Source organism: Microbacterium sp. NPDC055357 (genome assembly GCF_053644835.1).
Genome location: NZ_JBSHLZ010000009.1, coordinates 89,252 through 105,006 on the forward strand (window position 1 = coordinate 89,252; position 15,755 = coordinate 105,006).

Here is a 15,755-nt window from a genome sequence, read left to right on the forward strand (position 1 = left end):
CCCTGCCGGAAGGAGGGCCCGTGCCCCAGGTGAGCAAGAACACCCGTGCGCCGCTCGATGCCGCGATCGCGCAGCTCGCGACCGGCGCCACCACGTGGACGCACCTCACGCTGACCCAGCGCGCACGTCTCATGCAGAGTGTGCGCACGACGGTCGCCGCCGTCGCCGGGGAGTGGGCCGACATCGCCGCGGCCTCGAAGGGTCTCGACGCCGACCATCCGCTGCGGGGCGAGGAGTGGCTCGCCGGCCCGTACGGCACGATCGTCGCGCTGGACGCCTACCGCCGCACGCTCGAGCGTCTCGCGAAGGGCGAGAGCCCCCTGCACGGCATCGCGACATCGCCCGCGCCCGGCGGACGCCGGCGCGCGCAGGTCTTCCCCCTCGACCCCATCGACGGGCTGCTGCTGTCGGGATACACCGGCGAAGTGTGGTTCGAGCCCGGAGTGACGGATGCCGCGGCTCGCCGCGACGCCGGACTCGCGCAGCTGTCCCCCACGACCCCCGGCGGCATCGGACTCGTGCTCGGGGCCGGCAACGTCACCTCGATCCCCGTGCTCGACGTGCTCTACGAGCTGCTCGCGCACAACCGCGTCGCGCTGCTCAAGGTGAACCCGACGCAGGACGACCTCGTCCCTGTCTACGAACGAGCGCTCGCGCCGCTCATCGAGCCCGGATTCCTGCGGATCGTCCGCGGCGGGGGCGATGTCGGAGCGTACCTCACGCGGCATCCGCAGATCGCTCACGTGCACATCACGGGCGCCGCCGCGACGTTCGACGCGATCGTGGGGGGCGACCCTTCGACAAGCTCAGGGACCGCGACGAGCTCAGGGACCGGAGCGGAGTCAGGGGGCGACCCTTCGACAAGCTCAGGGACCGCGGCAAGCTCAGGGACCGGGGCGCAGTCGGGGGGTGGGGGGCTGGAGAAGCCGATCACCGCGGAGCTCGGCGGGGTCTCGCCCATCATCGTCGTGCCCGGCGAGTGGTCGGACGCGGATCTGCGCTTTCACGCCGAGCACATCACGACGATGCGGCTGCAGAACAGCGGGCACAACTGCATCGCGGGACAGGTCGTCATCCTGAGCGCCGACTGGCCCCAGCGCGACGCGTTCACCGCGGCGCTGCGCCGCGCGTACGCGGCAGCGCCGGCGCGGCCCGTCTGGTACCCGCGCGGCGACGAGAAGCTCGCCGACGCCGCCGCCGACTACCCGCGCGCCCAGGCGTGCGCCGACGGCACGCGCCTGCTCGTCGAGATCGGACCCGACGACGACGCGACAGCGCTCGAGACGACGGAGTACTTCGCTCCCGTGCTCGGGGTCATCGCTCTGCCCGGCACGGGTCAGCGCTTCGTCGACGCGGCCGTCGCCCACGCGAACGATCGCCTCGTCGGCACGCTCGGCGCGAACCTCCTGGTCGACCCCGTCACCGAGGCGGCGCTCGGCGCCGGTCTCGAGCGCGCGATCGCCGACCTGCGCTACGGCTCGATCGCCGTCAACGCGTGGACGGCGCTGGGCTTTCTCACCCCGACCCTCACGTGGGGCGGGTTCCCCGGGGCGACGCGCGAAAACGTCGAGAGCGGCATCGGCATCGTGCACAACGCGCTGCTGCTCGATCGCGTCGAGCGCTCGGTCGTGCGCGGCCCGTTCCGTCCGTTCCCGCGTTCGCTCGATCCGCGCGGGCTCATCCGCTCCCGCGGGCGCAGCTTCTCGGTGCTGCCCAAGCCGCCCTGGTTCGTCACGTCGCGCACGGGCGATGTCGTGAGCGAAGGGCTGACCCGCTTCCGCATGGACGGCCGCCGATCGGGGCTCGTCGCGACCCTCGTGCGCGCGTTCGGCGCCTGACGCCGACCGCCCGGACACGCGCCGGCGCGACGACGCTCACTCCGCCGCGAAGCGGTCCGTCGCCTCGAGGAGAGCGGCCGCGATCCCCGGCTCCGACGCCGAGTGCGCAGCATCCGTGATCATCACCAGCTCCGCCTCCGGCCACGCGCGATGCAGATCCCACGCCGTCATCGCGGGCGTGCACACGTCGTGACGGCCCTGCACGATGACCCCCGGGATGCCGCGCAGCCGGCCCGCGTCGGCGATCAGCTGACCCTCTTCGAACCAGCCGCCGTGGAGGAAGTAGTGGTTCTCGATGCGCGCGAACGCGACGGCCGAGTCCGGCTCGGTCATGGTCTCGATGAGCTCGTGATCAGGACGGAGCGTGAGCGAGGCGGCCTCCCACCGGGACCACGCGACCCCTGCCGGACGATGCACGGCCGGATCGGGATCGGTCAAGCGCCGATGGTATGCCTCGATGAGCCGCGCGCGCTGCAGAACCGGGATCGGGGCGAGGAACCTCTCCCACTCGTCGGGGAAGAGCGCCGCGGCGCCGCCCTCGTAGAACCACTCCAGCTCGTGACGACGCAGCGTGAAGATCCCGCGCAGCACGAGCTCGGACACCGCGGTGGGGTGGGTCTGGGCGTAGGCGAGCGCGAGGGCGCTGCCCCACGATCCCCCGAAGACCTGCCAGCGCTCGATGCCGAGATTGCGGCGCAGCAGCTCCATGTCGGCGACGAGGTGCCACGTCGTGTTGTGCCGCAGGTCGGCCTCGGGCGCGCTCGCGTGCGGCGTCGAGCGGCCGCATCCGCGCTGGTCGAACAGCACGATGCGGTAGCGCTCGGGGTCGAAGAACCGGCGATGCCACGGTGCGGTGCCCCCGCCGGGTCCGCCGTGCAGGAACACGACGGGCTTGCCGTCGGGGTTGCCGGACTGCTCCCAGTAGAGCCGGTTGCCCTCGCCCGCGATGAGCTCACCCGTCTCGTACGGCTCGATCGGCGGGTAGAGGATCTCGTCGAGCGTCATGATCTCGACCGTACCGCGCCGTAGGCTCTCGGCATGGCAGAGCTGATGAGCCCCCTCGTCCTCATCATCATCGGCGTCGTCGTGATCGCCGGCGCCACGGCGGTCGCCCCCAAGCTCAACATCGCCGGCCCCCTCATCCTCGTGCTCGTCGGGCTGGGGGTGAGTCTGCTGCCGTTCGTGCCCCCGGTCGCCGTCGACCCCGAGATCATCCTCGTCGGGGTGCTGCCGCCGCTGCTCTATTCGGCCGCCGTCTCGCTGCCGGCGATCGAGTTCCGGCGCGACCTCGGCCACATCGCCGGCCTGTCGGTGCTGCTGGTCATCGTCAGCTCCATCGCGCTCGCCTTCTTCTTCGTCGCCGTCATTCCCGGGCTGCCCTTCCTGCTCGCCCTGGCACTGGGGGCGATCCTCAGCCCGACCGACGCCGTCGCGACGTCGATCGTCAAGCGTCTCGGACTCTCGCGCCGCGTCGTGACGCTGCTCGAGGGCGAGAGCCTGCTCAACGACGCGACATCGCTCGTGCTGCTGCGCACCGCCATCGCGGGCGTCGCGCTGGCCGGAGTTCCGGCCGGCGGCTTCATCGGCGCGTTCGTGTGGGGCGTCATCGTCGCCCTCATCGTCGGCGGGCTCATCGGCTACCTCAACCTGCGTCTGCGCGCGCTCGTGCGCCACTCCGCCGCCAACACCGCGATCGGCTTCGTCGTGCCGTTCGCGGCCTACCTGCCCACCGAACACCTGGGCGGGTCGGGTCTCGTCGCCGCGGTCGTCGCCGGCATCGTGACGGGACAGGGCTCGGTGCGGTGGTTCACGCCCGAGCAGCGCCGATCGGACGACCTCAACTGGCGCACGGTCGAACTCATGCTCGAGGGCGCCGTCTTCCTCGTGATGGGGCTCGAGCTCAAGGACATCCTCGCCCACAACATCCGCAGCGACCACGGTGTCGGGCACGGACCGCTCCTGGCCCTCACGGCGCTGGGCATCGTGCTCGTCGTGCGCGGCGTCTACGTGTCGGTGCTCGTCTGGCTGCAGAGCCGGCGGGCCCGCGGCAAGCGGAAGGAGAAGCTGCAGCGGCTGAGCGATCGCATCGACCACGCCGTCGCCGAGCACGAAGCGGCGCGTCACCCCGACGCGCCACCGCATCACGCGCGGCGCCTCGTCGCGGCCCGCCGGCGCATCACGCGGGCCTTCGCCGACCTCGCCTACTATCAGGCGGCGCCGCTGGGCTGGAAGCACGGCACGATCATCGTGTGGGCCGGCATGCGCGGCGTCGTGACGCTCGCCGCGGCGCAGACGCTCCCCCGGGACACCCCCGAGCGCCCCCTGCTCATCTTCGTCGCCTTCCTCGTCGCGGTCGGCAGCCTCATGCTGCAGGGCTTCACGCTGCCGTGGCTCGTGCGGCTGCTGCGCCTCGAGCCCGCGTCCGGCGACGGCGCCTCAGCGCACGATCGGCGGCGACTCGACGACGAGCTGCGCAGCGCCGCGGCGGCCGCCCTCTCGCACGACGCCCTGACACGACGCGACGGCAGCGCCTTTCCCGCCGGGATGCTCGAGCGCATGCGCGCGCGGCTGACTGAGCCGCCCGACGAGGACATGTCGACGATGAGCGGCGACCTGCTCGATGTGCGCCTGACGATGATCGAGGCGATGCGGCGCAGGCTCATCGAGCTGTCCTCGGGCGGCGAGTTCAGCACGCCGGCGCTGCGCCACGCGCTCGCCGAGCTCGACGCCGACGAGCTGAGCGTGCGGTTGCGCCTCGACGAGTGACCGCGCGCCGGAAGTGGGCGACAATGGACGGGACCAAGGGAGCACCATGAGCGACATCATCGATGCGGATGCCGCGATCACGACCCGGGCCGAGCCGACGCCGGGTCCGGACACGAGCCCGGTCACCCTGCCGCACGCGGCGGCGGAGTGCCCCAAGTGCTTCAGCGAGCTGCGCGCCGAGCGCGACTGGTGGCAGGCCCGACCGTCGGGATCTCGCCTCGTCGGTCTCGTCGTCGCCCGCGACGACATGCCGTCGGTCGTCGAGCAGCGAAACGAGCTCACGCGATTCGGCGTGCCGATCGAGGGTTTCCGCCACCCCGCGCCGGAGACGATGGAGACGTGGGAGGAGCGTCTGCACCGCCTCGTCGGCCGCCTCGAGTCGGGCGACGTGCTCGTTGTCGCGAACGTGCACGCCCTCGGCCGCAGCATCGACGAAGAGACCCGCACGGTCGCCGAGCTGCGTCGGCGCGGCATCATGGTCAAGGTGCTGGGCCTCGGCGGCCGGCACCTCTACGACACGGGACGCTGACCCGGTCAGCTCTCGTCGTCGGCGTCGCGCGCCTCGTCGAGCAGCGCCAGATCCTCGCGGGTGACCAGCCGCGCCGCCATCGCGTGCTCCACGAGTCGCACGCGACGGTTCGTCGCGTACGACCGCACGCCCCCGCGCATCCCCGGCACGCCGATGCGGTCGAGCTTGTCGCACACGTTGTCGAGCTTGCGGTTGAAGCGGGTGAGCGTCCAGCCCAGCCGCTCCGCCGCCTGCGCCGAGGTCGGCAGCTCGCTCATGCCGGTGCCCTCGCGGCGCAGGACGGGCTCGGCGAGGGCGAGGATCATGAGCCGCTGGCTGAGCGTCAGCGGCACGTCGCCGATCGTGCTGAGTCCGTCGCCCTCGTCGTCGTCGATGCGCACCGTCTCGCGGAACGCCGGCTCGCTCGAGGTGACGGTCAGTTCGTAGGTCGTGGGTCCGGCGCTGAAGATGATCGACGTCTTCGCGAAGACGAGAGGCAGTCGCGCTCCGGGGGCGAGCCAGGCCTGCACGCGTCCGCCGGAGTCGGTCACCGTCGCCGACAGCCGGCTGCCGACGTTCGAGAGCAGCCACAGTCCCTCGACGCGCGAGATGGTCAGGAAGTTGCGGTGCAGGAACAGGTTGTCGTCGATCGCGAGGTCGCCCTCGCGGCCGACCGTGAACTCGGCGTCGGGTGAGACGGGGAAGACCTCGCCGGCGAACTCGACGGTGAGCGGGGCGGGCGCGCTCACGGCGTGCACTCGGTGACAGCCTGCGACGAACGACCGTTGTCGCGCACCGTGAACAGTTCGATGCACGTGCGGCCCGACGGATCGGCGGGCACCGTGACGCTCGTCTCGGTCGTGCTCTCGGTCGAGGCCTCTGCGCCGATGCTCACGACCGACCACAGATAGTGGTCGCCGTCCTTCGGGTCGGGGTTCGTCCAGGTGAAGGTCACGTCGTCGGCGTTCGCGACGGCCGTGACGTCGGCGGGTGCGGGCACGACGACCGAGACGGGGTCCTGCGGGTCGGCGGAGGTCTCGGGCGGCGGCGGGGTCGGCGTGTTCCCCGAGAGGATTCCCGGCAGCGACACCCCCACGATGATGGCGGCGAGCACGATCAGGACACCGCCGCCGATCGACCAGCCGAGGACGGCGCGGCGCGACCGGGCCGCGCGCGGCGGTTCGGATGCTGCGGGCGGCGGCGGGGCGAGCGGCGGCGACGCGGGCGGTTCTGCGGGCGGAGCGGGCTGGGCGACCGGCCGGCGCATCGTCGCGGTCACGTCCGTCGCGGCCTCGGCGGGGGCGGACGGCGCGCGCAGCATCGTCTCGTCGACGCCGGGCGCGAAGGCCGGGACGGCCGGATCATGCCGCGACTGCGCCGGTGCGGTCGCGGCCGAGGGCCGGGTGAGCCCCGCCGCGGGCGAGGTCTCGGGGTTGATGCTGACGACGCCGCGCACACGGGTCAGGCCGTCGTCATCGTCTTCGACGACGTCCTCTTCGGGCAGCGCGTCATCGAGGATGTCGATCGCCGTCACGGCGTGCGACAGCTCGATCTGCACCTTCTGCAGGGCGCGCGCGAACCCGAGGGCGGACTCGTAGCGGTCGGCCGGGTTCTTGGCCATCGCGCGTTCGAGCACCCACTGCAGCGACGCGGGGGAATCCGTCCTCGTGAGCGCGGGGAGGGGTTCGGCCTCGATCCGCTGGATGAGGTCTGCGGCGGTGTTGCGCTGATCGGGCTGTTCGAAGGGCGACCGCCCCGCCAGCAGGGTGTACACCGTCGCGCCGAGCGCGTAGACGTCCGAGCGCGGCGTCGACTGCGGCGCATCGGCGAACGACTCCGGCGGCGACCACGGGATCGACAGGCCCGCGGACTCCGCTGCGGCGGCCGTCGTCGACGCGATGCCGAAGTCGGTGAGCGCCGGTCGGTTGTACTCGGTCACGAGGATGTTGGCGGGTTTGATGTCGCGGTGCAGCACCCCGGCGCGGTGCGCGGTCTCGACGGCGGCCGCGACCTGGACGCCGACCCGCAGCGATTCGGCGATCGAGAACGGCTCGCGCCGGTACCGCACCTGGAGGTTGGGCTTGGGGCAGTACTCCATCACGAGGTAGGGGCGGCCGTCGTCGGCGACCCCGGCCTGATAGATCGTGACGATCGCGGGATGCGTCGAGAGCATCGCCATGACATTCGCCTCGGCGGTGAACTCCGCCACCGAGCCGCTCGAGATGCGATCCAGCAGCAGCACCTTCACCGCGACGCGGCGGCGGGGCAGCTGCTGCTCGTAGAGGTAGACGTCGGCGAAGCCGCCGGATCCGAGCACGTCGACATACGTGAATCCCGGCAGATCCGGCGGCGCCATGGGCGCGCGCTTCGCGCTCATGCGGTCTCCTCGACCGTGACGGTGATCCCGTCGCCGAGGTCGAGCAGGTCGCCGCTGACGACGACGGTCGCCTCGCCCGGGTGCAGGCGCACGGGGTCGGCCCCGGCCCGGTGCAGGATCGTGCCGTTGGTCGTGTTCAGGTCGGTCGCCACGATGCTGTCGCCCTCGACCCGCAGTTCGAGGTGGCTGCGCGAGATGTCCTGTTCCGGGCTCGCGACCGCGACGAGGTGCGGCAGATCGGTGCCGACGACTCGCGTCGATCGCGGCCGGCGGCCGATCACGACGGTGCGATCGAGCAGCAGCTCCTGCCCCGTGGACAGACGGATGCGACCGGGCGCGGTGCGCCGCGGTGGCGCGAGCGGCGGCGGCATCGAGTCGGAATCCGCCGCGCCGCGCAGTGCGCGCGCCTGTGCGAGCGAGATGGTCTCACCGTCGTGATCACCCGCGGCGGGTGCCGGGGCGGGTCCGGTCGCGTCGGTCGGGCGCACGACCGTCGCCGCCCAGACGCTGTCGCCCTCGGCCGGGTCGGCAGAGGTTTCGGCGGAGGCGCTGTCGCCCGTGACGGCCGCGCGCGCGAAGGTCGAGTCGGCGGGAAGGAGCGTGTCGGCTCCGGCCATCGTGACGGCGGCGGAGTCGATGATCCCCGGCGCCTCCACTGCCGTGGGAGTCGCCAGCGCCCCGGCCTCGGCCCCGGCCGCGGGCTGGGCCTGGGCCTGGGCCTGGGCCTGGGCCTGGGCGTGGGCCCCGGCCGCGGGCTCGGGCTGGGCCTGGGCCTGGGATTCCGGTTCGACCCCGGGTCCAACCCCACCGGCGTCCGGGGTTTGGGGCGGATTCGCGTCGCGACTCGCCGCACCCTCCGGCGTTTCTGTTCCCGAACCCGCCCCAAACCCGGCTGCGGGAGGCGTGGCGACACGCGCGGCCTGGAGCTCGACCTCGACTCCGGGTTCAACCCCACCGGCGTCCGGGGTTTGGGGCGGATTCGCGTCACGACTCGCCGCGCCCTCCGGCGTGTCCGTGCCCGAACCCGCCCCAAACCCGGCTGCGGGAGGCGTGGCGCCACGCGCGGCGTGGAGCTCGGGCGGGGCCACCGGCGCAGCATCCGCCTCATCGAAGGTGACCGTCACGGCCGACACCAGCACGATGCCGTCGCGGATCGGGTACTCGACGGGCGCATCGTGCTCGGCCGTCACGATGTTCGCGCGGACCGCACCGGGGATCGTGCGCTCGGTCCATGTCGTGACCGTCGCACCCGAGAGCTCTTCGACGCCGGTCGCCGTCTCGACGGTGAGCTCGAACGCCCCCCGCACGACGGCACGCACGCCGTCGTCTTCGGCGAGCACGACGGCGAACGGCGGGATCGCCGCGAGCGATGTGCCGAACGCACCCGTCAGGGCCTCGATCACGGCGGGGAGCCCGCGGCCCGCGTCGGCCTGACGCCAGACGCTCTCGAGCAGCGTGATGGGAACGTCGGCGCCCAGCACGACGAGCCCGCGGCCCGTCACCACCGCCTGCCACGGTCCCGGCGCGTATCGTCCGACGATCATCGCCGACCCCCTCCTGTCCCGACACGGGGTCGGGTGTCCTCGTCGACGTCGTCATCGCCGTCGTCGGCGGCGACACCGCGGTGCACCGCGACGGCGTCGACGACGATCGCGGTGATGTTGTCGCGACCGCCCTGCAGCATCGCCTCGTGCACGAGGCGGGTCGCTGCCGCCTGCGGATCCGATTCCGCCCGCAGGACGGTGTCGATGCGCTCGCTGCTCAATTCTCCCGACAGCCCGTCGGAGCACACGAGCACCCGGTCGCCGACCTGTGCCGGGATGACCCAGTAGTCGGCCTCAGCCGAGCTGCCGCCGCCGATCGCGCGCGTGATGACGTTGCGGCGAGCGTCGACGGCCGCCGTGGCGGCGTCGAGCTGTCCGCTGTCGATGAGCTCCTGCACGACCGAGTGGTCGACGCTGATCTGGTCGAACTCGCCGTCGCTGAGCAGATAGGTGCGCGAATCCCCCAGATTGAGGGTGAGCCAGCACGCGACGCCGTCGACGTCGGCGATGACGACTCCCGTGAGCGTCGTGCCCGCGCCCGCGGCCGCTTCCGGAAGCGCGTCGACGCGACGCCGCGCGGCGTCCAATGCCGTGCGCACTTCGCGCATCGACAGGCTTCCGCGCCCCGCGAGAGTCGAGAACTCGGCGATCACGGCGGCCGATGCGACTTCGCCCGCCTGGTGTCCGCCCATGCCGTCGGCGACGAGGAAGAGCGGGGATGCCGCGAGGTGCGAGTCCTCGTTGATCGGACGGCGCAGGCCCGGATCCGTCGCCGCACCGGCGACGACCTCGACGATGGGCACACTCACGCGTCGCCCCCGACGGTGGCGCGGCGATCACCGAACTCGAGCACGTCCCCGGGGCGCAGCGCCGTCTGCACGCCCGGTGCGAGCACCTGGCGCCCGCCGTCGCGCACGAGCGTCGTGCCGTTGGTCGAGTGGCGATCGGCGACGTACGGACCCGCCGCGTTCGATCCGATCTCGAAGTGGGTCTTCGACAGCGACAGCGTCTCGTCGCGGACGGACGCCACGACCGCCCCCTCTTCGCGGCCCGGATTGCGCCCGAAGAGCGTGCGTGTGTACACGGCGGTGCGGGTGCCGTCGTCCCACACGAGCACGGCGACCGTGCGGGCCGGGCTCGCGGCGCGCGTTTCGTCGATGTCGATCTCTTCCGAGGCCGGCCCCGGCGTCGAGACGCGCGGCGGCGCGAGGTAGGCGGGCGGCGGCACGGGGGGCGTCGCCGAAGCGGGGGCAGCCGCGGGCGCCGGAGCCGTTGCGGGCGGCGGTGCCACGGGTGCCGGAGCCACGGGTGCCGGTGCCGCGGGCGCCGGGGATGCCGCGCCACCGGTCGGGTCGATCGTGATTCCGGGCACGAGCGAGATCATGCCGTCGCCCGACGCGGCCGAACGGAACGCGGGCGCGACGGGCTTCGGAGCGGCCGACGGGTACGCCGGTGCCGGCGGCGGTGTGAACTCGCGCGGCGGCAGCGGCGGTGGCGGCGGCACGGCGGGCGCCGCGGGGCCCGGAGCGGGCACTGGTGCGCCCGCGGGGCCCGGAGCGGGCGCCGGCGTGGCCGCGGGTCGCGACGGCGTGCGACCGTCAGACCGGTCGGCTCGGGCGACGGCGTCGACGACGACGGCGTTCACGACCTTGTCGTGCCAGCCCTGACGCCGCACCGGGTCGAAGAGGGGCGTGAAGTAGCCGACGACGATGGACCCTGCCAGCCCCCAGATGATGTTGCGCAGCAGCGCGCGGCCGAAGCCGAGGGGGGCGCCGGTGGTGGCATCCCGCACCTGCACGCGCATCAGACGCTGCCCCGGCGAGCCCTGACCGCCCTGCAGCGCCGTGTAGACGAGAGCCCACGCGAGGCTCGCGAGTCCGATGACGCCGTAGACGAGTGCGAGCACCAACAGGACGCTCTGGGGACTTCCGTCGGACAGCGGCAGTGCGATCGCGACGCCCACGACGGCCAGCACGACCATGATGGCGGCACCGATCGCGCCGTCGATCGCGTACGCGGCCACGCGACGCCCGATCGATGCGAGGGCGGGGCCGCGCGGCGCGGGTGCGACCGGCGGGGCGTAGCTGGGGTGACTCATTCGGACTCCGGGGGTGGGGAGGTGTCGGCTCGTCGATCGTCGCCGACCGGACGGGCACGGATTGTGCGAGGGGGGAGCGCGAACCGTGTGCCCGCCAGCAGCGAGCGCAGGTTCAGTCTGGCGCGCATCCGCTGCCAGAGCGAGCGGTGCGCCGCCATCCCGCCGACGATGTCGTCGACCTGACGCCAGAACTCATCGATGTCGGCCGGCGTGGGATCGGTCGGCCCGAACACCTCGAGATCGGCGCGGGTCGCCAGCGTCGCGACGCGCGATTCGGCGAACGCGTCGGCGACCGTCACCGCGTCTTCCTGGCGCGTGCCGCCGGAGTTCACGGGCGTGCCGTAGTCGACCGCGCGGTCGACGAGCTCATCCCACCCTCCGCTGATCCGGTCGGAGGGCCGCTCCGCGGCTCGGCGCCGACGACGCCTGGCCGCCTTGAAGACACCGATCACGATGAACGGCGCCGCCAGGAGGGCGAGCACGCCGAGCACACCGCCGCCGATCGCCAGGATCGCGCCGAGCAGGCCGAGGTCGTTCTTCTCCTCGTCTTCGCTCTCGCGGTCGTCGGGGATCGCGATCGGCAGGTCGACGGGCTCCTGCTCGGGGGGCGGCGGCTGCAGCACCTGCGGCTTCGGATCGGCGCGCGGCTTCGTGGTCTGGTCGTTCGGCACCTGGTCCTCGGGCGGAGTCGGGTCGAACCGCACCCAGCCGGAGTCTTCGAAGGCGATCTCGACCCACGCGTGCAGTGTGTCGCCCGTCGCGGTGAAGACGGCCTGACCCGCGGCATCCTCTTCGGGATAGAAGCCCATCACGACGCGAGCGGGGATCCCGATCTCGCGCGCGAGGAGGGCCATCGCGGTCGCGTACTGCTCGTCGTCGCCGATCATCTGGTCGGCATCGACGAGGGTCAGGATCCGTTCGGCGCCGTGGCCGGCTCGCGAGAGCACTTCGCCCTCGAGCCCGTGGCTGAAGAAGCCGCCGTCGGCCAGGAAGCTCTCCAGCGCGCGCGCCTGCTCGATCGGCGTGTTCGCTTCGGCGACCGCCTTCGCGGCGATGTCGGCGAGATCCTGCGGGACGCCTTCCTGCTTGGGCAGCTTGACCGGAGCGAAGGCTTCGCCCGACAGCCGCTCGTCGCTGGGCTGGGCGGGAAGAGTCGTGTCGATCGTGTAGCCGTCACCGGTCGTGAGTCGTCCCGTGACGACGCCGGTCCGGGTCGATTCGTTGTAGTGGGCGCTGCGACGCAGGTCGTCGGCGCGCGGACCGTCGAACTGGACCTCGGCGATCTCTCCGGCGCCCGGCATCCACACGTTGTCCCATTCGCCCATGTCGAAGCGCAGCGTGACGGGCGTGCCCGCGGCATCCGGCGACATCTTGCCGCGCACGGGGCGGAAGGCGCTCGACGATCCGGCGCCCTCGTCGGACACGTTGTAGACCGTGCCGCTGTAGGCGTCCATCGTCGCGATGCGCACGCGCGCGCCCTCGGGCAGCCCCGACACCCGGAAGAGCGGATCGTCCGCCTGGTCGCGCACGAGGGCGCGGAACCCCTGCAGGGGGCTCGGGTACTCGCGGATGTCGAACGGCGGGATGACGACGTCGCGCAGCACGTAGCGCGGAGCCTCGGGGGCCGCCAGAGCGCTCGTCGCGACGCCGATGACGGCGGCGACGGCGACGACCCCGCCGCCGAGCAGGATGCGACGGGTCGCGGCAGTGCGCGACGACCCCTCGCCGTCTCCGCCGAGCGAGATCGCCGCGCCGCTGTGCGCCCACGCGGCGCGCAGCGACAGCCACGCGACCGCGACGATGGCGAACACGATGCCCTGCACGATGGGCGCGGCGGGCTCGGACGTGCCGATCGCGATCTGCACGACGAGGAATGCCGCGACGGGGATCAGCGCCCACGCGGCACGGGCGACGCGCAGCGCGAGGCTCGTCGTGAGGACCGCGGCGACGAGGGTGAGCAGGAACGGAACGACGAGGTGGCCGTCGCTCGCCGCGACGGGGGCGACCGTCGTGAGCAGTCCCTTCCACGACGTCACGGCGCCCAGAGCGAGGCCCCCGAGCGTGTCGAGGGTCGGCACGACCCCGGCGACGGTCGTGTGCGGCAGCGCGAGCGCACCGCCGAAGACGAAGTAGACGACGACCGTCGCGCCGGCGATCAGCAGCGCTCCCCAGCGCCACAGGGCGCCCAGCGACGCGATGGTCATGCCGAGCAGGGCCGCGCCGAGCGCGGCGACCAGATAGGACGGCGCCGCGAACGTCGGCCAGAAGCCCGCGATGGGCACGGCGAGCAGCAGTGCGACGGCGACGAGGTCGAGGACCCATCGCCGCAGCGGCAGACGCTGCGGCGTCGTGGTCGGAGTGGTCATGCGAGCACCTTCCGCAGCGCGCCGGGGAGCTTGTCCAGGGCGCCGACCGTGAGCACGTCGGCGTCGCCGATGCGGCGCAGCGACGGGGTGGCGCCCGGCTCGGCGACGACCGCGAGCACCCGCGCGCCGAACGGCAGGCGCGCGCACGCGCGGCGCAGCGCCGCGGCGTCGACGTTGCTGCCGCAGATGAGCACGACGACGCTCGCGAGCGGCAGCGTCGCGGCCACCGTTCCGGCGAGCTCGACGATGCCGCCTTCGCGGGGCCGGGAATGGTCGATGATCGAGAGCGAGTCGAGGAACCGCTTGCCGTTGGATGCCGGCAGCTCACGGCCCTGCACGCGCATCTCGACGCGCTGCGAGTCGCGCAGCGCGCGCAGGCCGATCGACCCGGCGATCGAGATGCCGAGCTCGAACTCGTCCGAATCGCGATAATCCGCCGCGCTGCGCGACAGGGCGATGACGAAGTGCGACCGGCGCGTCTCCTCGTACTGGCGCACCATCATGTCGCCGATGCGCGCCGTCGACTTCCAGTGCACGTGTCGCAGATCGTCGCCGGGCTGGTATTCGCGCAGGGCGTGGAACGACACATCATCGCGCGAGAGGTCGGTCGCGGGGAGCCCCTCGAGGTCGCGCAGGAACCCGAGCGACTGGCCCGAGAACGCCACGGTGCGGGGGTGCACGAAGAGATCGACGGGCTCGTCGCGACGGTGCACGCGCTCGAAGACGCCGAGCGGGTCGCCGCGCACGACGCTCACCGGCCCGACCGCGAGCACGCCCCGGCGCTGCGTCGGGATCGCGAAGAGCTCTTCGGCGGACTCTCCCGCCGCCAGGCGGCGCACGGCGAACACGCCGCGACCGGCCCCGACCGGAAGCACGACGCGCGAGGGCAGGATCGCGCGCGTGCCGGTGTTGGCGAGCGTCAGCGCCCCGACGGCGCGTTCGCCGACGACGACGCGCGTGCGGTTCAGATCGAGCGAGGCGTCGTACGTCGTGCGACCGATGAGGAACAGGGCGCACAGCGCGACGACGGTCGCGAGCACGACAGCCGTGATCGTCAGCTCCCACCAGCCGAGCGTCTGGCCCGCGATCCAGAGCACGACGGCCGCCGCGATGAGCACCCACGCGAGCGGGCGGAACACCGACAGGATGCTGCGGACACGCGCCCACACGAGCAGGGCGACGCCCTGCGCGTGCTCACGGCGCTGCCCCACGGCAGCCGCCGGGCGGAGCGCGTCCGTCGTCATCAAGCTGCCGACCTCGCCTGCGGAGCGTCGACGGTCTCGAGCACACGGGCGATGACGGTCTCGGGCGTCGTGCCCGAGAACTCCGCCTCGGGGTCCATCACGAGACGGTGCGTCCACGTCGGTGCAGCGAGTCGCTTGATGTCGTCGGGCGTCACGAAGTGACGTCCTTGCGCGGCCGCCCACACCTTCGCGACGCGGATCATCGAGATCGAGCCGCGCACCGAGACGCCCAGGCGCGTCGCGGCATCTTCACGCGTCGCCTCGGCGAGCTGCGCCGTGTAGCGCAGCACGGCCGGCTCGACGTGCACCGTCGCGGCGAGGTCGGCCATGTCGGCGACGGCGCTCGTCGTGATGATCGCCGGCAGGTGCGCCGACGGGTTGCGGTCGGCGGACCCGGCGAGGATCTGCTCGGCGATCTCGAGGTCGGGGTAGCCGATCGAGGTCTTGACGAGGAAGCGGTCCAGCTGAGCTTCGGGCAGCTTGTACGTGCCGGCCTGCTCGATCGGGTTCTGCGTCGCGATGACGAGGAACGGGCGCCCCACTTCGTGCGCGACGCCGTCGACGGTGACCCGCGACTCCTCCATGACCTCCAGCAGCGCCGACTGCGTCTTGGGCGACGCGCGGTTGATCTCGTCGGCGAGCACGATCGAGGCGAACACGGGACCCTTGTGGAACTCGAACCGGCGGGTCGCCTGGTCGTAGATCGTCACGCCCGTGACGTCGGAGGGCAGGAGGTCGGGCGTGAACTGGATGCGGCTGCTGGTGCCCTGCACCGTCGCCGCGAGGGCCTTCGCGAGACTCGTCTTGCCCGTTCCCGGTGCGTCCTCGAGCAGCACGTGCCCTTCGGCGAGCATCGCCGCCAGCACGAGCCCGACGACCTCGCGCTTGCCCATGAGGGCGCGGTCGACGTTGTCGACGAGGCGGGCGAAGGTGCCCTGGAACCAGGCCGCCTGTTCGGGGGTCATAGTCATGTGTGTCGTGTCTTTCTCTCGAAGATGCGGGCGTATGGAGCGA

The 15,755-nt window shown here is 72.6% G+C and carries 12 protein-coding genes; 3 read left to right on the forward strand and 9 right to left on the reverse strand.

What is annotated here, in order from left to right; all coding sequences use genetic code 11:
* The first annotated feature begins 20 nt into the window (after positions 1-20).
* Positions 21-1,838, forward strand: a complete 1,818-nt coding sequence (locus ACWICD_RS12115; RefSeq protein ID WP_454140309.1) for an aldehyde dehydrogenase family protein — start codon at positions 21-23, stop codon at positions 1,836-1,838.
* A gap of 36 nt (positions 1,839-1,874) precedes the next feature.
* Here the strand turns inward: ACWICD_RS12115 and pip are convergent, their stop codons facing one another.
* Positions 1,875-2,843 (reverse strand): prolyl aminopeptidase, encoded by a 969-nt coding sequence (gene pip / locus ACWICD_RS12120; protein ID WP_376128282.1) that lies wholly within the window; start codon positions 2,841-2,843, stop codon positions 1,875-1,877.
* 33 nt (positions 2,844-2,876) lie between these two features.
* On the opposite strand from pip, the gene ACWICD_RS12125 reads away from it, so the two are divergent.
* The gene (locus tag ACWICD_RS12125) at positions 2,877-4,604 is read left to right on the forward strand and encodes a cation:proton antiporter (protein ID WP_376128284.1); all 1,728 of its coding nucleotides are present in this window, start codon (positions 2,877-2,879) and stop codon (positions 4,602-4,604) included.
* A 46-nt stretch (positions 4,605-4,650) separates the two neighbouring features.
* Positions 4,651-5,133, forward strand: coding sequence for a recombinase family protein (locus tag ACWICD_RS12130; RefSeq protein ID WP_376128286.1), 483 nt, complete (start codon positions 4,651-4,653; stop codon positions 5,131-5,133).
* A gap of 5 nt (positions 5,134-5,138) precedes the next feature.
* Here the strand turns inward: ACWICD_RS12130 and ACWICD_RS12135 are convergent, their stop codons facing one another.
* Genes ACWICD_RS12135 through ACWICD_RS12170 form a run of 8 tightly spaced genes read right to left on the reverse strand, consistent with a single transcriptional unit; the run spans position 5,139 to position 15,712 of the window.
* Positions 5,139-5,861, reverse strand: coding sequence for a hypothetical protein (locus ACWICD_RS12135; protein ID WP_376128288.1), 723 nt, complete (start codon positions 5,859-5,861; stop codon positions 5,139-5,141).
* The gene (locus ACWICD_RS12140; RefSeq protein WP_454140310.1) at positions 5,858-7,489 is read right to left on the reverse strand and encodes a serine/threonine-protein kinase; all 1,632 of its coding nucleotides are present in this window, start codon (positions 7,487-7,489) and stop codon (positions 5,858-5,860) included. Before ACWICD_RS12140 ends, ACWICD_RS12135 begins: the two co-directional genes overlap by 4 nt.
* Positions 7,486-9,033, reverse strand: coding sequence for an FHA domain-containing protein (locus tag ACWICD_RS12145; protein WP_454140311.1), 1,548 nt, complete (start codon positions 9,031-9,033; stop codon positions 7,486-7,488). The genes ACWICD_RS12140 and ACWICD_RS12145 overlap by 4 nt, the downstream gene beginning before the upstream one ends.
* On the reverse strand, positions 9,030-9,842 hold the full coding sequence (locus ACWICD_RS12150) for a PP2C family protein-serine/threonine phosphatase (protein WP_454140312.1): 813 nt from the start codon (positions 9,840-9,842) through the stop codon (positions 9,030-9,032). The genes ACWICD_RS12145 and ACWICD_RS12150 overlap by 4 nt, the downstream gene beginning before the upstream one ends.
* Complete coding sequence (locus ACWICD_RS12155) at positions 9,839-11,131, reverse strand: RDD family protein (protein WP_454140313.1); 1,293 nt, start codon at positions 11,129-11,131, stop codon at positions 9,839-9,841. The genes ACWICD_RS12150 and ACWICD_RS12155 overlap by 4 nt, the downstream gene beginning before the upstream one ends.
* Positions 11,128-13,497 carry a transglutaminase-like domain-containing protein gene (locus ACWICD_RS12160; protein WP_454140314.1) on the reverse strand — a complete coding sequence of 790 codons (2,370 nt, stop codon included), beginning with the start codon at positions 13,495-13,497 and terminating at the stop codon, positions 11,128-11,130. The genes ACWICD_RS12155 and ACWICD_RS12160 overlap by 4 nt, the downstream gene beginning before the upstream one ends.
* Entirely contained in the window at positions 13,494-14,741 is a 1,248-nt protein-coding gene (locus ACWICD_RS12165) for a DUF58 domain-containing protein (protein WP_454140320.1), read from the reverse strand. Before ACWICD_RS12165 ends, ACWICD_RS12160 begins: the two co-directional genes overlap by 4 nt.
* The gene (locus ACWICD_RS12170) at positions 14,741-15,712 is read right to left on the reverse strand and encodes an AAA family ATPase (protein ID WP_376128299.1); all 972 of its coding nucleotides are present in this window, start codon (positions 15,710-15,712) and stop codon (positions 14,741-14,743) included. Before ACWICD_RS12170 ends, ACWICD_RS12165 begins: the two co-directional genes overlap by 1 nt.
* Positions 15,713-15,755 lie beyond the last annotated feature (43 nt).